30 protein-coding genes and 1 tRNA gene are annotated in these 19,358 nt (G+C 61.1%); 15 read left to right on the forward strand and 16 right to left on the reverse strand.

Annotation, left to right across the window (positions count from 1 at the left end; translation table 11 throughout):
* Positions 1-12 precede the first annotated feature (12 nt).
* The 10 genes from EFA46_RS07655 to EFA46_RS07700 form a co-directional block, all read right to left on the reverse strand.
* A complete protein-coding gene (locus EFA46_RS07655; RefSeq protein ID WP_148040682.1) occupies positions 13-792 on the reverse strand; it encodes a hypothetical protein in 780 nt (259 codons plus the stop codon).
* A complete protein-coding gene (locus tag EFA46_RS07660; RefSeq protein WP_148040681.1) occupies positions 789-1,787 on the reverse strand; it encodes a response regulator in 999 nt (332 codons plus the stop codon). Before EFA46_RS07660 ends, EFA46_RS07655 begins: the two co-directional genes overlap by 4 nt.
* Complete coding sequence (locus tag EFA46_RS07665) at positions 1,780-4,170, reverse strand: ATP-binding protein (protein WP_123077012.1); 2,391 nt, start codon at positions 4,168-4,170, stop codon at positions 1,780-1,782. Before EFA46_RS07665 ends, EFA46_RS07660 begins: the two co-directional genes overlap by 8 nt.
* 58 nt (positions 4,171-4,228) lie before the next feature.
* Positions 4,229-5,599, reverse strand: coding sequence for a TaqI-like C-terminal specificity domain-containing protein (locus EFA46_RS07670; protein WP_123077010.1), 1,371 nt, complete (start codon positions 5,597-5,599; stop codon positions 4,229-4,231).
* 138 nt (positions 5,600-5,737) lie between these two features.
* Positions 5,738-5,956 carry a hypothetical protein gene (locus tag EFA46_RS07675; RefSeq protein WP_148040680.1) on the reverse strand — a complete coding sequence of 73 codons (219 nt, stop codon included), beginning with the start codon at positions 5,954-5,956 and terminating at the stop codon, positions 5,738-5,740.
* A 140-nt stretch (positions 5,957-6,096) separates the two neighbouring features.
* On the reverse strand, positions 6,097-6,306 hold the full coding sequence (locus EFA46_RS07680) for a hypothetical protein (protein ID WP_148040679.1): 210 nt from the start codon (positions 6,304-6,306) through the stop codon (positions 6,097-6,099).
* A 333-nt stretch (positions 6,307-6,639) separates the two neighbouring features.
* On the reverse strand, positions 6,640-6,960 hold the full coding sequence (locus EFA46_RS07685; RefSeq protein WP_255494042.1) for a hypothetical protein: 321 nt from the start codon (positions 6,958-6,960) through the stop codon (positions 6,640-6,642).
* Between the two features lie 2 nt (positions 6,961-6,962).
* Entirely contained in the window at positions 6,963-7,277 is a 315-nt protein-coding gene (locus EFA46_RS07690) for a helix-turn-helix transcriptional regulator (protein WP_123077411.1), read from the reverse strand.
* A 398-nt stretch (positions 7,278-7,675) separates the two neighbouring features.
* Complete coding sequence (locus EFA46_RS07695; RefSeq protein ID WP_218182513.1) at positions 7,676-7,987, reverse strand: hypothetical protein; 312 nt, start codon at positions 7,985-7,987, stop codon at positions 7,676-7,678.
* Entirely contained in the window at positions 7,987-8,250 is a 264-nt protein-coding gene (locus EFA46_RS07700) for a hypothetical protein (protein WP_148040678.1), read from the reverse strand. The genes EFA46_RS07695 and EFA46_RS07700 overlap by 1 nt, the downstream gene beginning before the upstream one ends.
* Before the next feature lie 440 nt (positions 8,251-8,690).
* Between EFA46_RS07700 and EFA46_RS07705 the strand changes: the two genes are divergently transcribed.
* From EFA46_RS07705 to EFA46_RS07725, 7 genes are read left to right on the forward strand one after another with little or no spacing between them, the layout of a single operon-like run.
* A complete protein-coding gene (locus EFA46_RS07705; RefSeq protein ID WP_123077002.1) occupies positions 8,691-9,044 on the forward strand; it encodes a PadR family transcriptional regulator in 354 nt (117 codons plus the stop codon).
* On the forward strand, positions 9,041-9,403 hold the full coding sequence (locus EFA46_RS07710) for a hypothetical protein (RefSeq protein WP_123077000.1): 363 nt from the start codon (positions 9,041-9,043) through the stop codon (positions 9,401-9,403). Before EFA46_RS07705 ends, EFA46_RS07710 begins: the two co-directional genes overlap by 4 nt.
* Positions 9,400-9,672, forward strand: a complete 273-nt coding sequence (locus EFA46_RS07715) for a hypothetical protein (protein WP_123076998.1) — start codon at positions 9,400-9,402, stop codon at positions 9,670-9,672. Before EFA46_RS07710 ends, EFA46_RS07715 begins: the two co-directional genes overlap by 4 nt.
* On the forward strand, positions 9,665-9,796 hold the full coding sequence (locus EFA46_RS16200) for a hypothetical protein (RefSeq protein ID WP_255494044.1): 132 nt from the start codon (positions 9,665-9,667) through the stop codon (positions 9,794-9,796). The genes EFA46_RS07715 and EFA46_RS16200 overlap by 8 nt, the downstream gene beginning before the upstream one ends.
* Entirely contained in the window at positions 9,793-10,011 is a 219-nt protein-coding gene (locus EFA46_RS07720) for a hypothetical protein (RefSeq protein ID WP_123076996.1), read from the forward strand. Before EFA46_RS16200 ends, EFA46_RS07720 begins: the two co-directional genes overlap by 4 nt.
* The gene (locus EFA46_RS16205) at positions 10,008-10,154 is read left to right on the forward strand and encodes a hypothetical protein (protein ID WP_255494045.1); all 147 of its coding nucleotides are present in this window, start codon (positions 10,008-10,010) and stop codon (positions 10,152-10,154) included. The genes EFA46_RS07720 and EFA46_RS16205 overlap by 4 nt, the downstream gene beginning before the upstream one ends.
* Positions 10,151-11,212 carry a site-specific integrase gene (locus EFA46_RS07725; protein WP_255494046.1) on the forward strand — a complete coding sequence of 354 codons (1,062 nt, stop codon included), beginning with the start codon at positions 10,151-10,153 and terminating at the stop codon, positions 11,210-11,212. Before EFA46_RS16205 ends, EFA46_RS07725 begins: the two co-directional genes overlap by 4 nt.
* A gap of 125 nt (positions 11,213-11,337) precedes the next feature.
* Here EFA46_RS07725 and EFA46_RS07730 read toward each other — a convergent pair whose 3' ends face one another.
* Both EFA46_RS07730 and EFA46_RS07735 read right to left on the reverse strand, forming a co-directional pair.
* On the reverse strand, positions 11,338-11,691 hold the full coding sequence (locus EFA46_RS07730) for a hypothetical protein (protein WP_123076992.1): 354 nt from the start codon (positions 11,689-11,691) through the stop codon (positions 11,338-11,340).
* Positions 11,692-11,733: 42 nt separating this feature from the next.
* Entirely contained in the window at positions 11,734-12,246 is a 513-nt protein-coding gene (locus EFA46_RS07735) for a hypothetical protein (protein ID WP_123076990.1), read from the reverse strand.
* Positions 12,247-12,451: 205 nt separating this feature from the next.
* Here EFA46_RS07735 and hpt point away from each other — a divergent pair, with 205 nt between their 5' ends.
* The 3 genes from hpt (at position 12,452) to EFA46_RS07750 (ending at position 13,938) form a co-directional block, all read left to right on the forward strand.
* Complete coding sequence (gene hpt, locus EFA46_RS07740) at positions 12,452-13,018, forward strand: hypoxanthine/guanine phosphoribosyltransferase (RefSeq protein ID WP_123076988.1); 567 nt, start codon at positions 12,452-12,454, stop codon at positions 13,016-13,018.
* 93 nt (positions 13,019-13,111) lie between these two features.
* Positions 13,112-13,792 (forward strand): type 1 glutamine amidotransferase domain-containing protein, encoded by a 681-nt coding sequence (locus EFA46_RS07745; RefSeq protein WP_123076986.1) that lies wholly within the window; start codon positions 13,112-13,114, stop codon positions 13,790-13,792.
* Between the two features lie 71 nt (positions 13,793-13,863).
* Positions 13,864-13,938: transfer RNA gene (locus EFA46_RS07750), tRNA-Met, on the forward strand.
* Between the two features lie 150 nt (positions 13,939-14,088).
* Here EFA46_RS07750 and EFA46_RS07755 read toward each other — a convergent pair.
* Positions 14,089-14,361 carry an HAH_0734 family protein gene (locus EFA46_RS07755; protein WP_123076984.1) on the reverse strand — a complete coding sequence of 91 codons (273 nt, stop codon included), beginning with the start codon at positions 14,359-14,361 and terminating at the stop codon, positions 14,089-14,091.
* 48 nt (positions 14,362-14,409) lie between these two features.
* A complete protein-coding gene (locus EFA46_RS07760) occupies positions 14,410-15,372 on the reverse strand; it encodes a hypothetical protein (RefSeq protein WP_123076982.1) in 963 nt (320 codons plus the stop codon).
* A gap of 134 nt (positions 15,373-15,506) precedes the next feature.
* Here EFA46_RS07760 and EFA46_RS07765 point away from each other — a divergent pair, with 134 nt between their 5' ends.
* The 5 genes from EFA46_RS07765 to EFA46_RS07785 are packed head-to-tail and all read left to right on the forward strand — an operon-like array spanning position 15,507 to position 17,703.
* Positions 15,507-15,791 carry a 50S ribosomal protein L44e gene (locus tag EFA46_RS07765; RefSeq protein ID WP_123076980.1) on the forward strand — a complete coding sequence of 95 codons (285 nt, stop codon included), beginning with the start codon at positions 15,507-15,509 and terminating at the stop codon, positions 15,789-15,791.
* A gap of 2 nt (positions 15,792-15,793) precedes the next feature.
* Positions 15,794-15,967 (forward strand): 30S ribosomal protein S27e, encoded by a 174-nt coding sequence (locus EFA46_RS07770; RefSeq protein WP_123076978.1) that lies wholly within the window; start codon positions 15,794-15,796, stop codon positions 15,965-15,967.
* Positions 15,964-16,767, forward strand: coding sequence for a translation initiation factor IF-2 subunit alpha (locus EFA46_RS07775; protein ID WP_123076976.1), 804 nt, complete (start codon positions 15,964-15,966; stop codon positions 16,765-16,767). Before EFA46_RS07770 ends, EFA46_RS07775 begins: the two co-directional genes overlap by 4 nt.
* 4 nt (positions 16,768-16,771) lie before the next feature.
* On the forward strand, positions 16,772-16,942 hold the full coding sequence (locus tag EFA46_RS07780; protein WP_123076974.1) for an RNA-protein complex protein Nop10: 171 nt from the start codon (positions 16,772-16,774) through the stop codon (positions 16,940-16,942).
* 5 nt (positions 16,943-16,947) lie between these two features.
* Positions 16,948-17,703: a proteasome assembly chaperone family protein gene (locus EFA46_RS07785; protein ID WP_123076972.1), complete on the forward strand. Its 756-nt coding sequence runs from the start codon at positions 16,948-16,950 to the stop codon at positions 17,701-17,703.
* 4 nt (positions 17,704-17,707) lie between these two features.
* Here EFA46_RS07785 and EFA46_RS07790 read toward each other — a convergent pair whose 3' ends face one another.
* Together EFA46_RS07790 and EFA46_RS07795 are read right to left on the reverse strand one after the other, a co-directional pair.
* Complete coding sequence (locus EFA46_RS07790) at positions 17,708-18,370, reverse strand: alpha/beta hydrolase (RefSeq protein WP_123076970.1); 663 nt, start codon at positions 18,368-18,370, stop codon at positions 17,708-17,710.
* A complete protein-coding gene (locus tag EFA46_RS07795) occupies positions 18,367-19,335 on the reverse strand; it encodes a VOC family protein (protein ID WP_123076968.1) in 969 nt (322 codons plus the stop codon). The genes EFA46_RS07790 and EFA46_RS07795 overlap by 4 nt, the downstream gene beginning before the upstream one ends.
* Positions 19,336-19,358: the final 23 nt, after the last annotated feature.

Here is a 19,358-nt window from a genome sequence, read left to right on the forward strand (position 1 = left end):
GTTCGTTCTTTTTCAGGGTTGCATGAGACTCATAATACTATCACTGGCACCAATCATTCCGTTCGTCGCCGAGTAATATTTTCTCCAGAGAGCGTCTTCCCCCTTTTTGACTATTCCATCCCATTGATGCTGTTCGAATGACTCTAGCTGTGGATATTGTTCGACCAGCATATTGAATACTAATACAGGGTCCATCGGTGGATGTGGGAACCGTGGCTTATCCAGTCCATTCGAGCAGTAGTGATATGACTCCCAATCTCCAAATGCTGAATTAGATACCTCCCCACCCACCTGAAAATGACATGCTGGTTTCGTCTCATCTTTCTCGTCTCCAGTGTCGATATCCCAGTGGAACCGATCTAGGATATGGAAGTAGGGATCATCAGCCCTGTCGGCCTCAGTTATACCAGAATCAATGCAACAGTGCGATATGCTATCTGGTAGTGGCTCGTCTTTGGCAGATTGGTGTTGGACTGCGATAATTAAACTTGACGAGAACATTTTATATTCGCCCTCCTCCACGACAATATTCCCACCCAGTCGAACCTGACCATGACCACTAGCTAAGTCCCTCTTTCCACTGAGGTTGATTATAATATATGGATCCAGAACAAGTCTCCAGTTGTCCTTGTCTGCGCGACGGAGAGATTGATGTGCTCCGCTTAGCGCTTCTTCTGTACGGTATTCTGCATCTGGTATCTTATCGTAATTATTATCTAGCTTTTCGAAAGCTGTTTTGAGATAATTATACATTCTTCCTGTGTCAGGGATTTGGTTTTCTTCCCTGCTCATAATTTCACCATCATTCGGAAGTCTTCGAACGTCGACTCACGTGACTTCTCTATATCGCTACAGCGATAGTGGACTTGAAACTCCGCCTGCTCGCCTGGCTTACCAGCCGCCACCGTTTGAGGGGTGTGTTCGTCATCATTACAGGCTTGGCACTCCGATCGATCGCTATCTGGAATGTCTAATAGGTCGGGACCATCTTGCCACGTCCGACTCACTGTCGTTTCTTGTTCTGCAGCTAGTGTGTAAATCTGGTCACGGACTAACTCCCGCCACCATCGATCAATCCTGTGAGAGAATATGCCTGTATATCTAGCAGAGAAGAGCTGATCTTGGTACTGATCAAAGCAACGTACGTCAATCCCGACTTTGGTTGCAGTCCACACATCGTCCCAGAGCAGTCCCGGCTTCTCGAGGAGCTCGTGACGCACCCACCGTGCAAAGCGAAGAATGCTCCCCGGTTCGTACGAGTCCTTCGAGGGAATACCGTTTATAAATTCTTGGGGCAGGGTCGACTCTATTTTTTCTTGGAGTTCTCCTCCAATGTCGAAGAGGTTCAGTATGCCGTCGATCCCTTCTCCCTCTTGCTCTCGTATCTGCTCATAGTCTTGTAAATCATGGATAATGTCCTCATCGCGAAGCCTATCTGGACTCGTTATTAGCGCAAATCTGCTTTCACCCTGCTTTCGCTCTCGCTTGAACCTCCCGTCATCGTAGTTGCTACTGAACGCATATATTGGGATTTCTGGATATTTATCGCGAAGAATCCCCTCAATGGATGGACCATCCCCAGCATAATCACCGGTATGCAGATACCAGTCAACTAACGCTAAATCCGGCTCTGGGAAATCCTTTCCTTCATCAGACAGAATTCTCGAGGCCAACTCCATCGGGTCACAAGGGATAACATCAACTCTCTCGTCATCACCTACCCCTCCCCGTCCGGTTTCCCGCCGTTCCTTATCATCGTCAATCCATAGGATAGTGTATTCACTCACGGAGGATCACCTCGGCCGTAGTCTCCCAATCCTCTTCATCAACGAATCTAACAGTTCCGCCGTGTTTCTCAGCGATTTCAGAAACGATACTTAGACCGAGCCCAGAACCAGAGCCCAATTGGCTTGATAGCTGTTTCGGCATCTCGTCACTGAGGAGGTCATACAAATCGCCACCCGGGTCACTGACTAAGGGCTGAAGGATCTCTTCACGGTAGGCGTCCGGAACACCAATACCAGTATCGTGGACCCTGAGCACGACGTCATCTCCCGATTTAATACCTTCAATGACAATCTCCTTCTCGGATCCCGAGCCTGCGATGACTGCCTTGATGCTGTTAGTTATTAGATTCACGATGATGGAGTAGAGTTCGGTTTGGTGCATCGGTGGTGTGTACAAATTCACCGGAATGTCATACCGGAGATTAATACCATAGTCCTCTGAGATATATTCCACAGAGCTAATCAATTTTTCCACATGTTCCTCGACTCTTTGCTCCTCTTCCGCCATATCACCGTCAGAGTCCGCTAGTACTCCAAAGAGATTCATCTGCTGCTGGAATCTCTGCTTGAGTCCGTCGATGTCTTCTGCAATCGCCCGCACGCTATTTGCTTGCTCTCCCTCGATTTCGTTGGCGACGTTGTTTAGATCCGCTTTATTTGTCTCCAGCTCCAGGATCATATCCCGAAGCTCGTGCATGAATGAGAAGATAAACTGGTTGACTGAGAATGCTGATCGGTAGAACTCTATCTCCTTTCGATTCTTCTCTACCGACCGCTGAACGATTTCGGATGCTGCTTCGACTGCCTGGGTAACGTCTTCATCGTCTTGTTTACTTGTAGCAGTTTCACTCGCCTTCTGAATGACCGAAATCGCCCGATCAACGGTTTCAACATCTGAGGTCGTGGGTGACTTGGACGCTTCTACGTCCGATGAAGTGTTACTCGAGTCCCCCTCATCTGAGTCCGCCCATTCGGATAATGAGGTCGAGGATGATTCTCCACCTCCACTCTTCGAGCTAGATTTTGAGGACTCTCCTTCCTGTCCTAGTGCATTCAAGAGATCGTCCGTCTCTTGTTCGAGTTCCTCCTTTTCTTTGATCGCTTGATAATTGCTATATTGGAGAGTAAGCCACTGCAGAGCAAGACGGACCCCATCTTTCAGATCCTCAAATGTATCATTCTGTATGAAACCTTCTCGATCTGTTTTCATCTCTAGATTGGCGTCTGATGAGACATTAATTCGGCCAATCATGTTCTCATTCCGTGGATGGCTAAGCATAATTCGGTTGAAGTCATTATTGTACTCCAAGTCGCCTTTCAGGTCTTTGAGTTCATCCCTTGGCGAGCCAATACGCCGAGAATAATATCGGTCAATACCCAGCCAGTCATTGTCCGGCCCGCCATATGGATATACCCTAAACCCCCCTTTATATACTCTAATACCTCCGTACTCTGATGTGACCTCGCTCGCTCGTTCCAGACTTAGGGTATTAGGATCACGGAAATGTTCCTTAGCTTTTGGGATGAATGCAATCCTGAACGTTGTTCCTGCTAATCCGTCATATGAATTCTTCAGGGAATATGATCGTTTGCCTATTTTTTTCGCTTCTAGAGAGAGCTCAACGTCTCCATCTTCGCTAAATTCACCTTCCAATTCACACCACCCTGCCTCATAGACTTGCTCTGCGAGATTCCCCTCCCCCCGATCGAACTCGGAAGCATCAAATATGATCTCAAACCCAGGATCTTCCTGATATCCATCCCTCCGCTGCTGCTCGACGACTGATAAGGTGAGAACGTTCCGGCGTAGTGTGTTAAAATCTCGCTGAGTCCACTCATCTCGGAGGTCCATGATCCGGAGAGTGACCCCCGTTGTTGCTTCGTCAAGATACTCTACCTCCGAATACACGGGGATTTGGTTGACGTCCGTCTCTCGAGCAAACTCTTCCCAGGGAAACTCAACATACGTTTTCACGTATCCATCTGAGTCCGGATCTTCCGCAATGGACGTCAACTCGAGCCGGTTTCCTAATCTCCTGCAGGAGAATCGGCCAATCCCCTTATTACCCGTTTTCTCACGCCCGTAAATCTCTGTCTGTGGGTTACGAATCTTATCAGTAGTACCGATCCGCATCCAATTTTCATCAATCTCATCATATGTCATCCCGGTTCCGTTGTCAGTGATGCGGATCTCGCTCTGTTGGCCGTCTTCCCGCTGTCGAGTATTGGTGAACTGGAGTTCTACTTCGGTTGCATCCGCGTCGTAGGCGTTCTTGATCAACTCAGCTACTGCGACGTGGTTCCTAGTCACCAAGTTCTCGCCTAATTCCTCGAGGAGGCGGCTATCTATAGAGAAATTAAGACCCTCGGGTGTCTGAGACATAACAGCTAGTAGTAACGTGGATGACTAAAAAGAATCGGGTGAATTCAGATGCGAGCCTCTACTCCGCTATATCGACGCTCATCGCAATCGACTGGGGAACTGGTAGATTCTCGATTACGCGAGTCTGTAGACGTAGGAATCCATTTGCCGCTTTCTGGCAATTTGCCTCCATCCATACTCTCGCATCTGAGCTGTTAAGATAATCCAACAGGGACGAGAAAGAGACCCCCTCTTTCGGGATCATATAATATACCGAATGGCGAGGAATCACGTCACCATCTTCCTCTGCCCAGAACTTCGGGGTTTTTTCGATGTCTTTGAAAACGATCTTCGGTTGAAGAAGGTCCTTCATTGGTGGATTCTCGTGCCATGCGTACCACTCCTTGTTCGACTTTTTTACGCACGATCGGTCTTCCAGTCGTGATCTATGGAGTTTAGCCCACTCCCTGAACGCGCCTAGTTCGGCTTCCGGAACTAGCTCTCCCTCCTCATTGTACGGGCAGATGAATACAGACTCCGTTCTCGGACCGTCATTTGTAGTGAGTTGTGAGCCGGAGACAGTCGGATATACCCAGTCTGGAACGAGCTGGGGTGGAACCTCCTTGTGATCCTCTACAAATATGGCATCCGCACCGGTCGCCATACCTGGTGAAATCCGTTCTGTGACATCACCTAGTGTATAGCCAGTCTCCATCGAGGAAAGATCCTTCCCACGCACGCTCTCAGCCCAACTGGAACCATCCTGAGGGAGATTTGTAACATGCGAACTGCCATCCCGAAGGGTTATGCTTGTTCCCCGATCTGTCGACTTAGACCTAGTCAGGACCGTGACGCAGGGTATAGTGACGTGGCCATCAAGTGCGCTCTCACCAACGTGGTCAATCTCCTTAACATGAACATCCCCATTCGTGAGCATCTTCCGGAGAGGGATTGCAGCGTCAACGTATTCGTACTTCTCTGGTGTGATAAAGGCTAGCCTCCCACCTTTGGCGAGGAGATTTACTGCTTGCTCGAAAAATAATAAGTATAAATCGAACCTTCCCTCGGCAGTCCTGAACTTCTCCCGATATCTCAATTTCTCCTCGTCGCTAAGTCCCTCAATTGCGACGTATGGAGGATTTCCGATAATATAGTCGAACTCTCCGCTACTGTGCATATCATCCGCTAAAAAGTCCCGTTGTTCGAACTCGACGTGGTTTAAATCGTGCTCGCGCGCTTCCGAGAGGTGACGTGGGTCCAACTCAACACCCAGTCCGTCCGGCAGATCCCACCCCTCCTCTTCACAAATTTGTTCGACACTGGTAGCGAATGGTGCCGTACCAGAACCGGGATAGAGAATTCGATCTCCGGAAGAAGGGGGGTCAACTCTGAAGACTTTCCGAACGATCCGTTCGGAAATGTTCTTCGGAGTTGGGACGTGGCCTTTCATGCAACGATATATACAGCGAATGCACTTAACAGTATATAACACTCGAGCACATCTTAGACTTCACTGTCTGGTCCTCGATCATACAATGATATCTGAGAGGTCGCTATAGCTCAGGTAACGCGGCTAGCTGCATATCCGCTATTGCTTTCGTTTAATTGTCTCCGAGCACGCGAGCCGTTTGTATGTCTCCTCTTTCTCGAGAAGCTTGACGAGCTGGCTCACCGAAATCGGGGTATAATCAAGAACCTCTGCAGAGATGTTGATGGTCTGGTTCTCCGCGTCAATGAAGGGATAGTCATCGAGGTTTCCATTGTGGACGTGCCCATATATTCTCCATCCAGACCAATCGTCAGGCATCCACGCTAGTTTGTGAGCGCATATGAATTTGTACTCTCCTTGGCGGAATCTATGATGCATTCTCATAGGTAACTCTGTATTCGAAAATTCCGAGCGACCAATTGGATCATGGTTTCCCTTGATGAATGTAATCTCGCCGTTCAGTCGGGCGAACCAGCTCCAGAGCTCTTTTTGTTCTCTGCTTCGGCTAGGTCGCCCCCGAATATAACTCGATCACTGCCAGAAACTACTGAGTTCCACCGTTTCGTGAGTTCCTGGTTCATCTCATCGACGGTCTCAAATGGTCGATTGTATTCTTTCAATACATCGCAGTCGTCGAAATGGACGTCCGAGATCAGGAACGTACTCATCAATACGAGATGCTGTTGATGTCTCTGATATTAACTCTTCCTCGCCTTCGCGCACTCGGAACGGGAAGCTGCAGGTCCGCTCGAATCCGTCCCCTGCAACTAGCTGCGACTGAGCGACGTGATTTCGTAAAGGTCGTGGTCATTGTCAAGGGGATGTAGCGTAGCTGGCCTGCGAAAGAACTCGGAGGCGGCGACGGACGCGGTGAACCGGAATCGGGTACTGAAGGTCGCGGGCGATCTCGTGCGCGCCGGCGATGTCGTGTTCGCGGAGGTACTCGAGGATGCGGTCGTTGGGGTCACACTGCCACTCTCCAGTCCTTCGTATTCGCATGGCTACGCTCCGTTCACCTCCGTTTCTGCGGTGCTCGATTCGTTCTCCGCCTCTGAATTGACGTAGGCACCTGCCTCGGCGTCGTACTCCTCGTTGAGGTAGGCTTCTCCCTCGTCAGTGATCGAGTAGACTCCATTCCCGAGGTGGCGGACGAGATCGTGGTCGGCGAGCTTACTCAGTCGGCGGGACAACTGTGAGAGAGAGACGCTAAAGTACCCGCTCTGCTTCATCTCCGTGGCAGTACCCGTTTCGCATTCTCGAAGGTACTCAAGAATCCGGTCGTCCCACACGCTCTGCCACGACCCGGTTCTTCGAATACGCATGATTACGCTCCGTTTGCCTCCGTTCCTGCGGTACTCGATTCGCCTTCTGCCTCTGAGTTGACGTAGGCACCTGCCTCGGCGTCGTATTCTTCGTTGAGATAGGCCTCTCCTTCATCACTGATCTGATAAACCCCGTTTCCGATAGCGATAGCGAGGTCGTGCTCTGCGAGACGCTTTAGCCGACGAGATACCGTCGGTTGGGAGACGTGGATAACGTCGTGGTCGGTCAGGTCACCGACGCTCTTCGGGCCCTCCGCTCGTAGGATTTCGAGCAACCGGTCGTCCCAAATACTCATCCACGACGCGCTCTGTCTCATTAATTCATTGTTAGTGAGCACATTCATTTCACCCATGCTTTATTCCCCATGGCATCTACCATTCGCAGTAGAGTCACCAATGCAGTTTTGAATAAAGCATTCTAAACTGTTTTTGAGAGCGCCCCCGTTGGTCGAAGATGACTCTTGTTGGTTGGTGAAGACGGGGCCGTGCTGGAACACGGCCCCAGAAGGCCGTCTCACCCGTTAGCAATGAGAGACACCGCTACTGTGCGGCCGAAGCCGAACGACCGAGGAAGGGCTGTCGACCGAAAAAGCCCCCGACACGCCGTATGCGGTGTGCGAGGTGCGCGCCGCCAACGGCATCCTGCGGGACGGACGAAGCGCTGCGCCGTCTTGAGCGCTGGATTCGGCCGCGACGGTCTATACCGACCCAAGAGTTAGCCGAGCACGTACCCGGGACGTTCCTCGCTCGGCTCGGGGACGAGTAGATCGGGGCGTACCTCGCCGTCGAGGTAGAGCTGGCCCCAGACAGTAAGCGAGTAGTTCGTCCGGTCGGGTTGGTCGGGTTCGACATAGCCCGCTTGGGCGAGTACGCGGAGGCGTTCACGGACGCGACGTGGGGGCGCGAAGTGGTTGATGGTCCGCGTGATGGTCGTGACCGTGGCGTAGTCGTCGCGGTCGAGAGCTTCGAGGATGTACTCATCGGTGGTCGTCATCCATTCACCGTTAACGCGGACTGTGACGCTCATCAGACCTTCTCGTCGGCCTCCGGGGTTCCGTTTTGGTTCGAATGCTCTTCGATATATCTCTCTTCTCGGACGTCGTACTCTTCGTTCAGGTATGCCCGACCTTTATCGGTAATCTGGTAAATGGCGTTGTCTGGATGAACTCGCTGCAGAAGACCGGCATCTACGAGCCGGTTACAACGACGCCGAATATGGGTGGTAGAGTATTCGACGGTGAGTAGGCCCTGCAAATCGCCTGCAGAGAGAACCGAATCCTCGTCAGCCATAATCTCGAGGATTCGGTCGTCAAGTAGGACCTGCCACTCGGCACGGTGACGCATTACCCTCATATTTGGCGCGTGCTGAATACAACCGTTGGACTCAGGCACTATCTGTTTGTTAGAGGATGGAAATAGTTGGTCCGAACATTTATGTTCGAAGGGGCATATGGTTGAAACGCGAAGTCGTCGCTGGTCGAAGATGACTCTGGTTGGTTGATGAAGAACGGGGCGCGTCCTAGCGCGCCCCGAGGACGGTTTCGCGGATTTCCAATGTCCGAAACCGACACTGTGCGGCCGAAGCCGCACGACCGACCGGAAGTACTGCCGACGCAAAAAGCCCCCGACACGCCGTGTGCGGTGTGCGAGGTGCGCGCCGCCGCCGGCGTCCTGCCGGACGGCCGAAGCGCCTGCCGCGTGTGTGCGGCGTTCGAGGGAGGTGCGGACGAATGACCCGCACGCACGAGTGGCACGACCTGACGGGCTTCCAGCGCGATGTCCTGCTCGTCGCGGCGTCCCTCGAGGACGGCGAGGAGCAGGTGTACGGTCTGGCCATCAAGCGCGAGCTGGAAGCGCGCTACGGCTGTGAGGTGAACCACGGCCGCCTCTACCCGAACCTCGACACGCTCGTCGAGGCGGGCTTCATGGAGAAGTCCGCGCTCGATCGCCGGACGAACGAGTACCGCGTGACGCCGGCGGGCGCGTCGCTGCTCGACGTCGCCCACGACGAGATCGAGGACGCCCGCGACGGCCTCGACGCGCGCGTCGTCGCGGACGGCGAGGGAACGGAGGGAGACGCATGAGCGACGAGCACCCTCTCGACGCCGCTCAATCGGCGAACATCGACATCAACGACCGTCTCGCCGAGACGGACGGCACGATTACCGCGATGGAGTTCAGCGGCCGTATCGGCTACCACATCAACGTCGCGACGGGCGTGACGGACCCCGAATCCCTCTGGCGTGTCGCGCTCTTCCAGGCGCTCGACGAGACGCTCCTCGAGCAGATGTGGATCGACGGCGATACCCCGGCGGACGCACGCCGTGGCGTCGAGCGCGAACTCGAGGACGCGATGACGCCGTGGATGGCCGAGACAATCGCCGACCGCTTCGAGGCCAAACTTGAGTCGCTCATCGACGCACAGGAGGAGGTAGACGCATGAGCGGCGAGTCCTCGAAGCGCGGGAGCTACGAGCGCCACGCGCCGGACCTGCCGCGTCGCTACTCGGTCTTCGAGACGTCGACGGGCGGGAAGCACGTCACGCTCGCGGCACCCGCGCTCGACGCCATCGGCGCCGAGGTGGGCGACGAAGTCACCGTTCGCCGGAACGACGCGGGCGACGTCGTCCTCGAGGCCGACCCCGACGACGGACGCGACGAGTTCGTCCCGGCGAGCGATCTCGCGGACTGGTTGGGTGACGACGATGAGTAGCGACCAGCTCTACATCTGCCAGCGCTGCTCGGTCGTCACCTTCGACGACGTCGCCGAGTGCCCAGCCTGTGGCGACGAACGCGAGCCGGACGTCCTCATGTTCACGCGGAGGGCCGACCGATGAACGTCGCCGAACACCAGATCGAACGCCAGACGTGGGTCTCCGACATCGAAGTCTTCCGACTCGGCGACGACGGTGGTCTCGTCGTGGATCACAACGAGGCGCGCGGACCAGTCCGCAACGAGGACGGGTTTGAGTGCTCCTGTGGCCGCGAATTCGAGAGTCGGGAAATCGCTGCCGAGCATCTTCGCTCGACCGTCGCGGAGGCCGACCGATGAACGTCGCCGAGCGCCTCGGTGACCTATGGTTCGCGTTCAAGAGCGACCGGGACACGCTCGCGTGCTACCGCGACGTCCGCGCGAACAAGCGCGTCCTCTCGATGATGCGCGACATCGACGGCGACCGGAGGGCCGACCGGTGAGCGACCGAGACAGACGCCGCGACATCACGCCCGTGCAGGCGGCCGAGCGCTTCATCCGCAAGCGCGAGAACAAGAACACCGAGAACACGGTGCGAAGCTACCGCCAGCGGACGGAGGCGTTCGTGATGTGGGCGCACGAGCAGGGCATCGAGTCGATGCACGAACTCGACGGGTGGCTCATCGACGAGTACGAGCGCCACCTCGAGGAGCAGGGGAACGCGCCGGCGACGGTGAAGGGGAAGCTGAGCGCGCTGAAGGAACTCCTGAAGTACTGCGCCGACATCGAGGTGGTCGACGAAGAACTCCCGGAGAAGGTGACGCTCCCGCGTCTCTCGAAGGACGACCAGACGAACGACGACCTCCTCGCCGCCGACGACGCGCGCGGTCTTCTCGACTTCTACCGGGACAGCGTGAAGCACACGGGAACCGTCCAGCACGCGACACTCGAGGTGCTCTGGCACGTCGGCTGTCGGACGAGCTGCCTTCGGTCGCTCGACGTGGGCGACTGGGACCCTGAGGAGCGCGTGCTTCGCTTCCGGCACCGGCCGCCGGAGACGCGCCTGAAGGACGGGAAGGAGCACGAGCGGAACGTCGCCGTCCCGAAGCCCGTCGCGGACGCCCTCGAGCTGTTCGTCGCGCGCGAGCGCCCGGAGAAGCGCGACGACGCCGGCCGGAAGCCACTCTTCTCCACGACGCACGGGCGCGCGAGCGAGACGAGCATCCAGTGCTGGGCGTACCAAGCGACCCAGCCCTGCATCTTCGCCGGGTGTCCGCACAACCGCCGTCGCGACACCTGCGAGTACACGCAGCGCCAGCACTCGAGCAAGTGCCCGTCGTCGCGAAGCCCGCACGCGATCCGGACGGGGAGCATCACGTGGCAGTTGAACCAGGGGCTCAGCTACGTGAAGGTCGCGAAGCGCGTGGCGGCGAGCCCGGAGACGATCCGGCGCTACTACGACAAGCCCGACTTGGAGGAAGAGCTCGCGAGACGACGACCGGAGACGGAGCACCTCGACATCATGAACGACCTGACGACGGAGGACGAGAATGGCGCGTAAGACTCGGGAACTCGGTGGGATCGGTGGGTGTTCGAAAACACCCCGCGAGCCCTCCGGCCCCATTTCTACTCCGATACGGACCGTCGAGTGATGCGTGTCGCTCGGCGGCTCTTTTCGGGAGACGATTAGGCGCGCCCTCGGTAGATCGCGTCGGCGGAGGTGTGGCCGCTGTTGAAGGACGTGACCTTGGCGCGGATGACGTCGCCTTCGGTGAGGTCGTCGGGGACGTCTTCGGTGAAGAGGACGAACCCCTCGACCTTGCCGACGGCGACGCGCTCGCCGGAGTGGTGGTCGCTGAAGTCGGTGACGCCGAACTCGTAGGTCTCACCGATTTCGACGGGCGGGTCGCGTTCTTGGGCGGCGTCGTGCGCGCGCTTCGAGGCGCGTCGCTCGGCGGTTCGGCGGCGCCACCAGACGGCGAGGGCGGCGAGGAGGACGATTCCGACGCCGGCGCCGGCAGCGACCGTGAGGAGGTCCATACGGGCCCGTCGACCGGCGCTCACTTATCGCGAACGGTTCGCTCAAGCGGGGTCGTTGGTGAGGAGGAGGACGCCGAAGGCGAGTTGGAAGAGTGCGCCGAGTGGGACGTGGAGGCCGGCGAACCCCGTCCGATAGATGGCGGCGGCGGCGACGAGGTAGCCGAGGCCGGTGCAGCAGAGCGCGGCGCCGACGAGTCGCGCGGGGCGGTCGAGTCGGTCGGTGACGGCGTCCTCCTCGAGGTAGAAAGCGACGCTGAACGCGAGGAGCGCGAGGAAGGCGACGGAGACGACGGTCCAGACGAGGTAGCCGGTGGCGATGGTCGTCGCGCCCTGATACTGATAGGCGCCGATGGAGGTGGTGAACATGAGGTCGCTGGCGCCGTCGATGCGACTGGTGACGCGACGCACCTGGAAGAGCGGCCAGCGGACGAAGAGGACGGAGACGTCGGGACTCGAGAGGGTCGCGTGAGCGACTTCCCACGGGAGGAGTGCGCTCACCCAGACGAAGAGGACGGCGAGCGGGTTCTCGTACTCGGCGGCGGTCCAGCGAGGCATAGCGGAGGTATCCGCGACGGCGCCATAAACGTATCCGACTCGGGCGTCGGGCCCCTCCCACGAGGAGCGGACGGTGGAGCACCCATCGTCGCGCTGGGCGAGGCCGCGAGGGTGTCGCGTGCGGTAGTGACACTGCGCTACGGTACACGCTATCGAAGCGCCGAAAGTTCCGTCAGGCTTTATTGCTCGCGCGAGAAGAGGCGACATGGATAGACTGAAGCAGTCGCTGCTCGATGCGCCGATCATCGAGAAGGAAGGGTATCACTACTTCGTTCACCCGATCAGCGACGGCGTCCCGATGCTCGAACCCGAGCTCCTCCGGGAGATCGTCATCCGCATCATCCGGAAGGCCGAGATCGAGGACGTCGACAAGATCGTCACGCCCGCCGCGATGGGTATCCACATCTCGACGGCGGTGTCGCTGATGACCGACATCCCCCTGGTGGTCATCCGCAAGCGACAGTACGGTCTCGACGGCGAGGTCTCGCTCACGCAGCAGACGGGCTACTCGGAGTCCGAGATGTACATCAACGACGTCTTCGAGGGCGACCGCGTGCTCGTCCTCGACGACGTCCTCTCGACGGGTGGGACGCTGCGCGCGATCACGGACGCCCTCGACCACATCGGCGCGGACGTCTCCGACGTGGTCGCCGTCATCAAGAAGGAGGGCCCGAACGAACTCGACGACTCGGGCGTCGACGTGAAGACGCTCATCAACGTCGACGTCGTCGACGGCGAGGTCGTCATCACGGACGAGCACGGCGACGACTGACGCACGCGGAGACGCGCGCCGCCGACGCGTGGAGGCGGCAAGCGCCACGACCGAAGACACTGTTTTGCGCGGGACGCACGAACGGGTGCGTGTATGACCTCCGTTCTGTTCGTCGTCAGCGAAGAAGGCTACTGGGGCGAGGAGTGTATCGAGCCGCTCACGACGCTGGACGAGCGCGGCGCCGAAATCACGGTCGCGACGCCGACCGGTGAGCCGCCGGTGGTCGACGAGCGCTCGGTCGATCCGGAGAGCGTCGGCGCGGAGACGGCCGACTGGGTCCTCAACGTCCACGAGAGCGACGAGCGCCTGAACGACCCCGAACCGCTCGCCGCGGTGGACGCCGGCGACTACGACGCGGTCGTCTTCCCGGGCGGTCACGGGACGGCGTGGGACGTGAACCAGGACCGCGACGCCCGCCGCCTCCTCCGCGAGAGCGTCGCGGGCGACGACGGGAAGGCCCTCGTCGTCTGTCACGCCGTCGGCATCCTCGCGTTCACGCGCGACGCCGACGGCGGGTTCCTCGTCGCGGACCGGTCGGTCACGGGCTTCCCGAACGCGTGGGAGGAGGGGATCGTCGACGAGCACGACCGCCTCCCGGACGGGCGCAAGCTCCCCTACTGGGTGGAGGACGAGGTCGTCGCGGCGGGCGCCGAGTGGGACGCCGAACTCGACGCCGACGCGTCGGTCACGGTCGACGGCGACCTCGTCACCGCGCGCGGGCCCGAATCCTCGGCCGCCGCCGCCGAGGCGTTCGCGGACGAACTCGACCTCTGAGCCGAGGTAGAAACTGCCACACGGCACCGCCCTTCGCAAGCCTTATCCGCAGGAGGGCGTTACGAAGAATCAGCGGGATGGGATAGCCAGGAGATTCCGCCGGGCTCATAACCCGGAGATCGGTAGTTCAAATCTACCTCCCGCTACTTCTCCTGCACTCACGCCTCGAAGCACCGCGCTTCGACGTGCCATCACTCCGACGTTCCATCCGTTGAGGATTGACGCGTCGCCGCAGGCTCTTCGATTCGGTGTCGCCACTGCCCGTGTAGCGGCGTCCTCGCGGAAAGACCGCGTTCTCAGTCGAAGGAGAGCGACGTCTCCGACTCGGTGACGACGGTGACGTCCTCGGCGTCGACGGTTTCGACGTCGAGCCAGTGGGGGATGTAGTTGCGCTTCTCGTAGTCCTCGTACTCCTCGCGGTCGCCCATGACGCACCAGAGCTGGACGCGCTCGGGGCCGTGCCAGTCGCCGTTGCGGGTCACGCCGAACAGGACCTTCTCGTCGCCGTCGCGCTCGATGACGGCGCCGTTGCGCACGCCGGGGTCCCCGTGGATGATGAGCCGCTTCATGCACGGGGCTTCCGTGGGAGGTCGATTAAACGCTTCGCACTGGCGACGCTAGCGCACGCGTCGCGCGACGACGTGTACGCCGACGCCGACGAGCGAGACGGCGAGGCCGACGGCGGCGGCGAGCGTGAGGAAGAACGGGCCGAGGGTGCCCGCGACGACGCGTCCCGTCGCGGGGTAGTGCGCGACGGCCGCGCCGACGCCGACGCAGAGGACGACGGCGAGCGCGCTCGCGCGGACGTCTCGGCCGGGGCGGCCGGCGAGTCGCGGGACGCCGCTGAGGAGGAGGCCGAACGGGACGCCGACGAGGAGCGCGTAGACGCCGCCGACGCCGAGCGTCGGGAGGCCGTAGGTGGCGAGGACGGCGAGCGCCGCATGAACGCTCGGGAACGCCGCGTCCGCCGGCGCGAACGTCACGAGGCCGGGCGAGACGCCGGCGTCACCGACACCGGTCGATGCGTTCCAGCGGAGCGTCGTGTCGCCGTCCGCGGCGACCATCGCGTCCGGGTGGCTGGTGACTCGGGCACCTGCGGGCGCCTCGATGGTCACGTCCGCGTCGCCCGGGTAGTAGTCGTTGCGGTAGTCGGCGAACGGCGCGAGGAGGACGCCGCCACCGGCCTCGTGAACGACGCCGTCGAGGCGATAGGTGACGACGAGCGTGTCGTTCGCGACGCGCGAGCGGAGACGCGTGGTGTCGCGGTCGAACCGGTGGTCGAAGCGCGCGGTGACGACGGCGTCGCGGAGGCTCGCGTTCTCGCGGAAGGCGTCGACGGCGTCGGGGTCGGTGAGCGTCGCGGACTCCGTCCACGTGCTCGTGCCGTTCGCGTGGACGGCGACGTCAACGGTGACGTTCGCCGTGTCCGTCGACGGATAGTCCACGGGCGCGTACGCGTCGCTCCCGAACCCGTCGAAACCGGAGACGGGCTGTGGCGGTGGGCGTGCGGCGACGGGCGTCGCGACGACGGCGAGCCCCGCGACGAGGAGGACGCAACAGAGGAGGGCGCGGCGGGCCATACACGTTGGTGTGTCAGACGAACACAAATAGTTGCGGCCGTGTGAAGCGCCGACTGCACCGTGGGTCGTCGGGGGCGAACCGTGTCCATTTTAAGCGTCCGAATCGAACCGGTGAACAACAGAGCTGATTCGCTATGCAGATGCCACGACGATTCAACACCTACTGCCCGCACTGCAACGAGCATCACGAACACGAGGTCGAGCGCGTCCGCTCCGGCCGCACCTCCGGTATGACGAAGGTGCAGGGCCGCCAGCGCAAGCGCCAGACCTCCCGGATCGGGAACGCCGGCAAGTTCAGCAAGGTCCCGGGCGGTGACAAGCCCACGAAGAAGACGGACCTCAAGTACCGCTGCAGCGAATGCGGTAAGGCCCACCTCCGCGAGGGATGGCGCGCCGGCAAGCTGGAGTTCCAGGAGTAACCATGTCTGGAAACTTCTTCCGCGTCCAGTGCCCGGACTGTGAGAACGAACAGATCGTCTTCGAGAAGGCCTCCTCGACGGTCGCGTGCGCCGTCTGCGGCACGACGCTCGCGCGTCCGACCGGCGGGAAGGCGGTCCTCGAAGGCGAGGTCACGGAGACCGTCGAGGCCCGATGAAGTACGAGGGCTGGCCCGAGCCGGGCGAACTCGTCGTCGGGAAGGTCGACGAGATCGAGGACTTCGGCGTCTTCGTCGACCTCGAGGAGTACCGCGATAAGCGCGGGCTGGTCCACATCAGCGAGGTCGCGAGTGGCTGGATCAAGAACGTCCGCGACCACGTCCGCGAGGGGCAGACCGTCGTGGCGAAGGTCCTCGACATCGACCGCTCCTCCCAGCAGATCGACCTCTCGATCAAGGACGTCAACGACCACCAGCGCTCGGAGGCCATCCAGGACTGGAAGAACGAGCAGAAGGCGGACAAGTGGATGGAGCTCGCCTTCGGCGAGGAGGTCTCCGACGAGCAGTTCCGCGACGTCGCGGACGAGCTCGTCGCCGAGTTCGGCTCGCTCTACGACGGCTTCGAGCAGGCCGCCATCCACGGCGCCGAGGCCCTCGAGGGACTCGACCTCGAGGAGGACGAGGTCGACGCCGTCGTCTCGACGGCCCGCGAGAACGTCTCCGTCCCCTACGTCACGGTGACGGGCTACGTCCACCTCGAGTCGCCGGCGCCCGACGGCGTCGACGACATCAAGGAGTCGCTGAAGGCCGCGGAGAACGAGGACGTGGTCCCCGAGGAGGCCGACCTCGAAGTGACGTACGTCGGCGCGCCCGAGTACCGCATCCGCGTCGAGGCGCCGACCTACAAGACCGCCGAGGACGAACTCGAGGCGGCGGCCGCGCGCGCGGCAGACGACATCGAGTCGCGCGGTGGCGCGGGCGAGTTCCACCGCGAGCGCCAGCTCGAAGAAGAAGCGTAGGCTCGTGCACTCGGACATCCGGATCTGCCGCGAGCACGACGACCCGGTCTACACGCTTTCTGCGACCTGTCCGGAGTGTGGCGAGCGGACGGAGAACTCCGCGCCCGCGCCGTTCGATCCCGACGACCCGTACGGCGAGTACCGACGCAAACTTAAGCGCCGCGTCCGCGACTAGGACGCATGGACGAAGTCGACATCGAGGTCGTCGCGGACGTAGCACTGGACGACCCGGTTCTCGTCGAGGGGCTCCCCGGTGTGGGACACGTCGGGAAACTCGTCGCCGAGCATCTCGTCGAGGAGTCGGAGTCGACGCTCGTACGCCGCGTGCACTCCGAGCTGTTCCCGCCGCAGGTGACGGTGAGCGAGGAGAGCATCGCCTCGCTCGCGGACGCGGAGTTCCACGCGATCGAGTCCGATGAGCGCGACCTCCTCGTGCTGACGGGCGACCACCAGGCGACGGACAACCGGGGCCACTACCGGCTGACGGACGCGTTCCTCGACGTCGCCGAGGAGTTCGGCGTCACCGAGGTGTACGCGCTCGGCGGCGTCCCGACGGGCGAGCTCGTCGAGGACCACGCGGTCGTCGGCGCGGTCGGCGACGAACCCCAGAAGGACGCCCTCGAGGACGCCGGCGTGGAGTTCCGCGCGGAGGAACCCTCCGGCGGCATCGTCGGGACGTCCGGCCTCCTCGTGGGGCTCGGCGCGGAGCGCGGCTTCGAGGCCGCCTGCCTGATGGGCGAGACGTCGGGCTACCTCGTCGACCCGAAGAGCGCGCGCGCCGTCCTCGAGGTGCTGGAGAACCTCCTCGGGCTCACCGTCGACTTCGAAGCGCTTGACGAGCGCGCGGACGAGATGGAGGACGTCGTCGAGCAGATGCAGCAGATGGAGCAGGGGCCGAGCGCGGGCGCGGACGAGGACCTGCGCTACATCGGGTAACGGGCTACTTTTCGAGCAGGTCGTCGAGTCGCGCGTCGACGGCGGCTATCTCGCCGTCGGTGATGCGGTGGCCGGCGCCGGGGTACGTCTCGAGCGTGACGTCCGCATCCAGTTCGGCGAGGGCGTCGCCGGTGCGTTCGACGGCGTCGACGTCCACTTCGGGGTCGTTCTCGCCGACGCCGCAGAAGACCGGCGTCCCGTCGAGCGACCCCGCCGCCTCGCACGCGTCGCCCACGGGGAGTGCGCCCGCGAGGACGAACGCGCCGCCGTAGCGTCGCGGCCGTCGGCGGAGGAACGCGGCGGCGAGACAGGCGCCTTGGCTGAAGCCGAAGACGACGATTCTCTCGGGGGGGAGGCCGGCGTCGCCGGCGGTGTCAACGGCGCGCGCGACGGCGTCGACGCCCGAGGTGAGCCACGGCTCGTTCGCGTCGACGGGTGCGTCGTAGGCGTGCGGATACCACGTGTACGTCGCGGCTTGGGGCGCGAGGAAGGCGACGCCGTGGCGGTAGAACTCCTCGGCGACGCGCGTGATGCTCGCCGCGGACTCGCCGCGGCCGTGCAGGAGGACGACGCCGACGTCGGCGGCGGGGAGCGGCGCGCCGCTGGTGACGAGCGGCTGGTCGCGGTGGGGGTCCTCGGGCGTCGTCGGGAGGAAGCGCTCGCTCACGGCGTGTAGTCGAGTGCGGGGAGTTGGGATTCGACGAGGTCGCGGTCCTCCTCGTAGCGGCCGGGGAGGACGAGCTCCTCGCCGAGCCGGTCGCGGGGCTGGTCGACGGTGACGCCGGGGCCGTCCGTGGCGAGTTCGAAGAGGATACCGCCGGGTTCGCGGACGTAGAGCGAGTGGAAGACGTGGCGGTCCTTGACGCGTGAGACGCGGAGGTCGCGCTCGGCGAAGAGGTCGCGCCACTCGTGGAGCTCGGCCTCGTCGGCGACGCGGACGGCGACGTGGTGGAGGACGCCCGCGCCCTCGCGGCCGAACGGGACGTCGCGGTCGAGGACGTCGATGACGGCGCCGACGTCGCCGGGGGCGCGATAGCGTACGCGGTCGCCGTCCTGTGCGACGAGGTCGAACCCGAGGGTATCGAGGACGCTCGCGGTCGCGTAGGGCTCGACGGAGAGGACGGAGACGCCGAAGAACCCCCTGATGGCGTGCGCTTCGGGGACGCGACTCGTCCACGGCTCGACCGGCTGGTCGGCCTCGACGAGCTCGATGCGTGTGCCGTCGGGGTCGCTGAAGCGGAGGGCGGTCTCCGCGCCCGGCACGCGGCTCGCGTCGTCGGCGTACCGGGCGTCCGGCCCGAAGCGCGTCTCTTCCTCGGACGTGACGCCGCAGTCGGCGAGACGCTCGCGCCAGTAGCCGAGGGAGTCCTCGGGGACGGCGAACGCCATGCTCGCGGGCTGTGGCGGGCCGACGCGGCCGTCCTCGGCCTCGCGAGCGGGAAAGCTCGTGTAGACGGTGCCGGGTGCCCCGTCGGTGTTCCCGAAGAGGAGGTGGTACTGGAGGACGTCTTCGAGGTTGACGGTACGGCGGACGAGTCGGAGGCCCAACACCTCGGTGTAGAAGTCGAGGTTCGCCTGCGCGTCGCCGGCGAGTCCGGTGACGTGGTGGATGCCGGGCGTATCGGAGAGCACTACCCCGAGGTAGGGCGTCGCGG

It is taken from the genome of Halarchaeum sp. CBA1220 (genome assembly GCF_003721175.2).
Lineage (GTDB): Archaea > Halobacteriota > Halobacteria > Halobacteriales > Halobacteriaceae > Halarchaeum > Halarchaeum grantii.

What these genes read in the sequence shown, in the direction of transcription:
- EFA46_RS07675 (WP_148040680.1), bottom strand. Translation starts at nt 5,956, where the DNA reads ATGCCTGACGATTGGTCTGGATGGAGAATATATGGGCACGTCCACAAT.
- EFA46_RS07785 (WP_123076972.1), top strand. Translation starts at nt 16,948, where the DNA reads ATGGACGAAGTCGACATCGAGGTCGTCGCGGACGTAGCACTGGACGAC.
- EFA46_RS07685 (WP_255494042.1), bottom strand. Translation starts at nt 6,960, where the DNA reads ATGCGTATTCGAAGAACCGGGTCGTGGCAGAGCGTGTGGGACGACCGG.
- EFA46_RS16200 (WP_255494044.1), top strand. Translation starts at nt 9,665, where the DNA reads ATGAGTAGCGACCAGCTCTACATCTGCCAGCGCTGCTCGGTCGTCACC.
- EFA46_RS07755 (WP_123076984.1), bottom strand. Translation starts at nt 14,361, where the DNA reads ATGAAGCGGCTCATCATCCACGGGGACCCCGGCGTGCGCAACGGCGCC.
- EFA46_RS07705 (WP_123077002.1), top strand. Translation starts at nt 8,691, where the DNA reads ATGACCCGCACGCACGAGTGGCACGACCTGACGGGCTTCCAGCGCGAT.
- EFA46_RS07745 (WP_123076986.1), top strand. Translation starts at nt 13,112, where the DNA reads ATGACCTCCGTTCTGTTCGTCGTCAGCGAAGAAGGCTACTGGGGCGAG.
- EFA46_RS07775 (WP_123076976.1), top strand. Translation starts at nt 15,964, where the DNA reads ATGAAGTACGAGGGCTGGCCCGAGCCGGGCGAACTCGTCGTCGGGAAG.
- EFA46_RS07655 (WP_148040682.1), bottom strand. Translation starts at nt 792, where the DNA reads ATGAGCAGGGAAGAAAACCAAATCCCTGACACAGGAAGAATGTATAAT.
- EFA46_RS07735 (WP_123076990.1), bottom strand. Translation starts at nt 12,246, where the DNA reads ATGCCTCGCTGGACCGCCGCCGAGTACGAGAACCCGCTCGCCGTCCTC.
- EFA46_RS07730 (WP_123076992.1), bottom strand. Translation starts at nt 11,691, where the DNA reads ATGGACCTCCTCACGGTCGCTGCCGGCGCCGGCGTCGGAATCGTCCTC.
- EFA46_RS07690 (WP_123077411.1), bottom strand. Translation starts at nt 7,277, where the DNA reads ATGAGACAGAGCGCGTCGTGGATGAGTATTTGGGACGACCGGTTGCTC.
- EFA46_RS07760 (WP_123076982.1), bottom strand. Translation starts at nt 15,372, where the DNA reads ATGGCCCGCCGCGCCCTCCTCTGTTGCGTCCTCCTCGTCGCGGGGCTC.
- EFA46_RS07710 (WP_123077000.1), top strand. Translation starts at nt 9,041, where the DNA reads ATGAGCGACGAGCACCCTCTCGACGCCGCTCAATCGGCGAACATCGAC.
- EFA46_RS07670 (WP_123077010.1), bottom strand. Translation starts at nt 5,599, where the DNA reads ATGAAAGGCCACGTCCCAACTCCGAAGAACATTTCCGAACGGATCGTT.
- EFA46_RS07665 (WP_123077012.1), bottom strand. Translation starts at nt 4,170, where the DNA reads ATGTCTCAGACACCCGAGGGTCTTAATTTCTCTATAGATAGCCGCCTC.
- EFA46_RS07720 (WP_123076996.1), top strand. Translation starts at nt 9,793, where the DNA reads ATGAACGTCGCCGAACACCAGATCGAACGCCAGACGTGGGTCTCCGAC.
- EFA46_RS07695 (WP_218182513.1), bottom strand. Translation starts at nt 7,987, where the DNA reads ATGAGCGTCACAGTCCGCGTTAACGGTGAATGGATGACGACCACCGAT.
- EFA46_RS07700 (WP_148040678.1), bottom strand. Translation starts at nt 8,250, where the DNA reads ATGGCTGACGAGGATTCGGTTCTCTCTGCAGGCGATTTGCAGGGCCTA.
- hpt (WP_123076988.1), top strand. Translation starts at nt 12,452, where the DNA reads ATGGATAGACTGAAGCAGTCGCTGCTCGATGCGCCGATCATCGAGAAG.
- EFA46_RS16205 (WP_255494045.1), top strand. Translation starts at nt 10,008, where the DNA reads ATGAACGTCGCCGAGCGCCTCGGTGACCTATGGTTCGCGTTCAAGAGC.
- EFA46_RS07765 (WP_123076980.1), top strand. Translation starts at nt 15,507, where the DNA reads ATGCAGATGCCACGACGATTCAACACCTACTGCCCGCACTGCAACGAG.
- EFA46_RS07770 (WP_123076978.1), top strand. Translation starts at nt 15,794, where the DNA reads ATGTCTGGAAACTTCTTCCGCGTCCAGTGCCCGGACTGTGAGAACGAA.
- EFA46_RS07715 (WP_123076998.1), top strand. Translation starts at nt 9,400, where the DNA reads ATGAGCGGCGAGTCCTCGAAGCGCGGGAGCTACGAGCGCCACGCGCCG.
- EFA46_RS07680 (WP_148040679.1), bottom strand. Translation starts at nt 6,306, where the DNA reads ATGAGTACGTTCCTGATCTCGGACGTCCATTTCGACGACTGCGATGTA.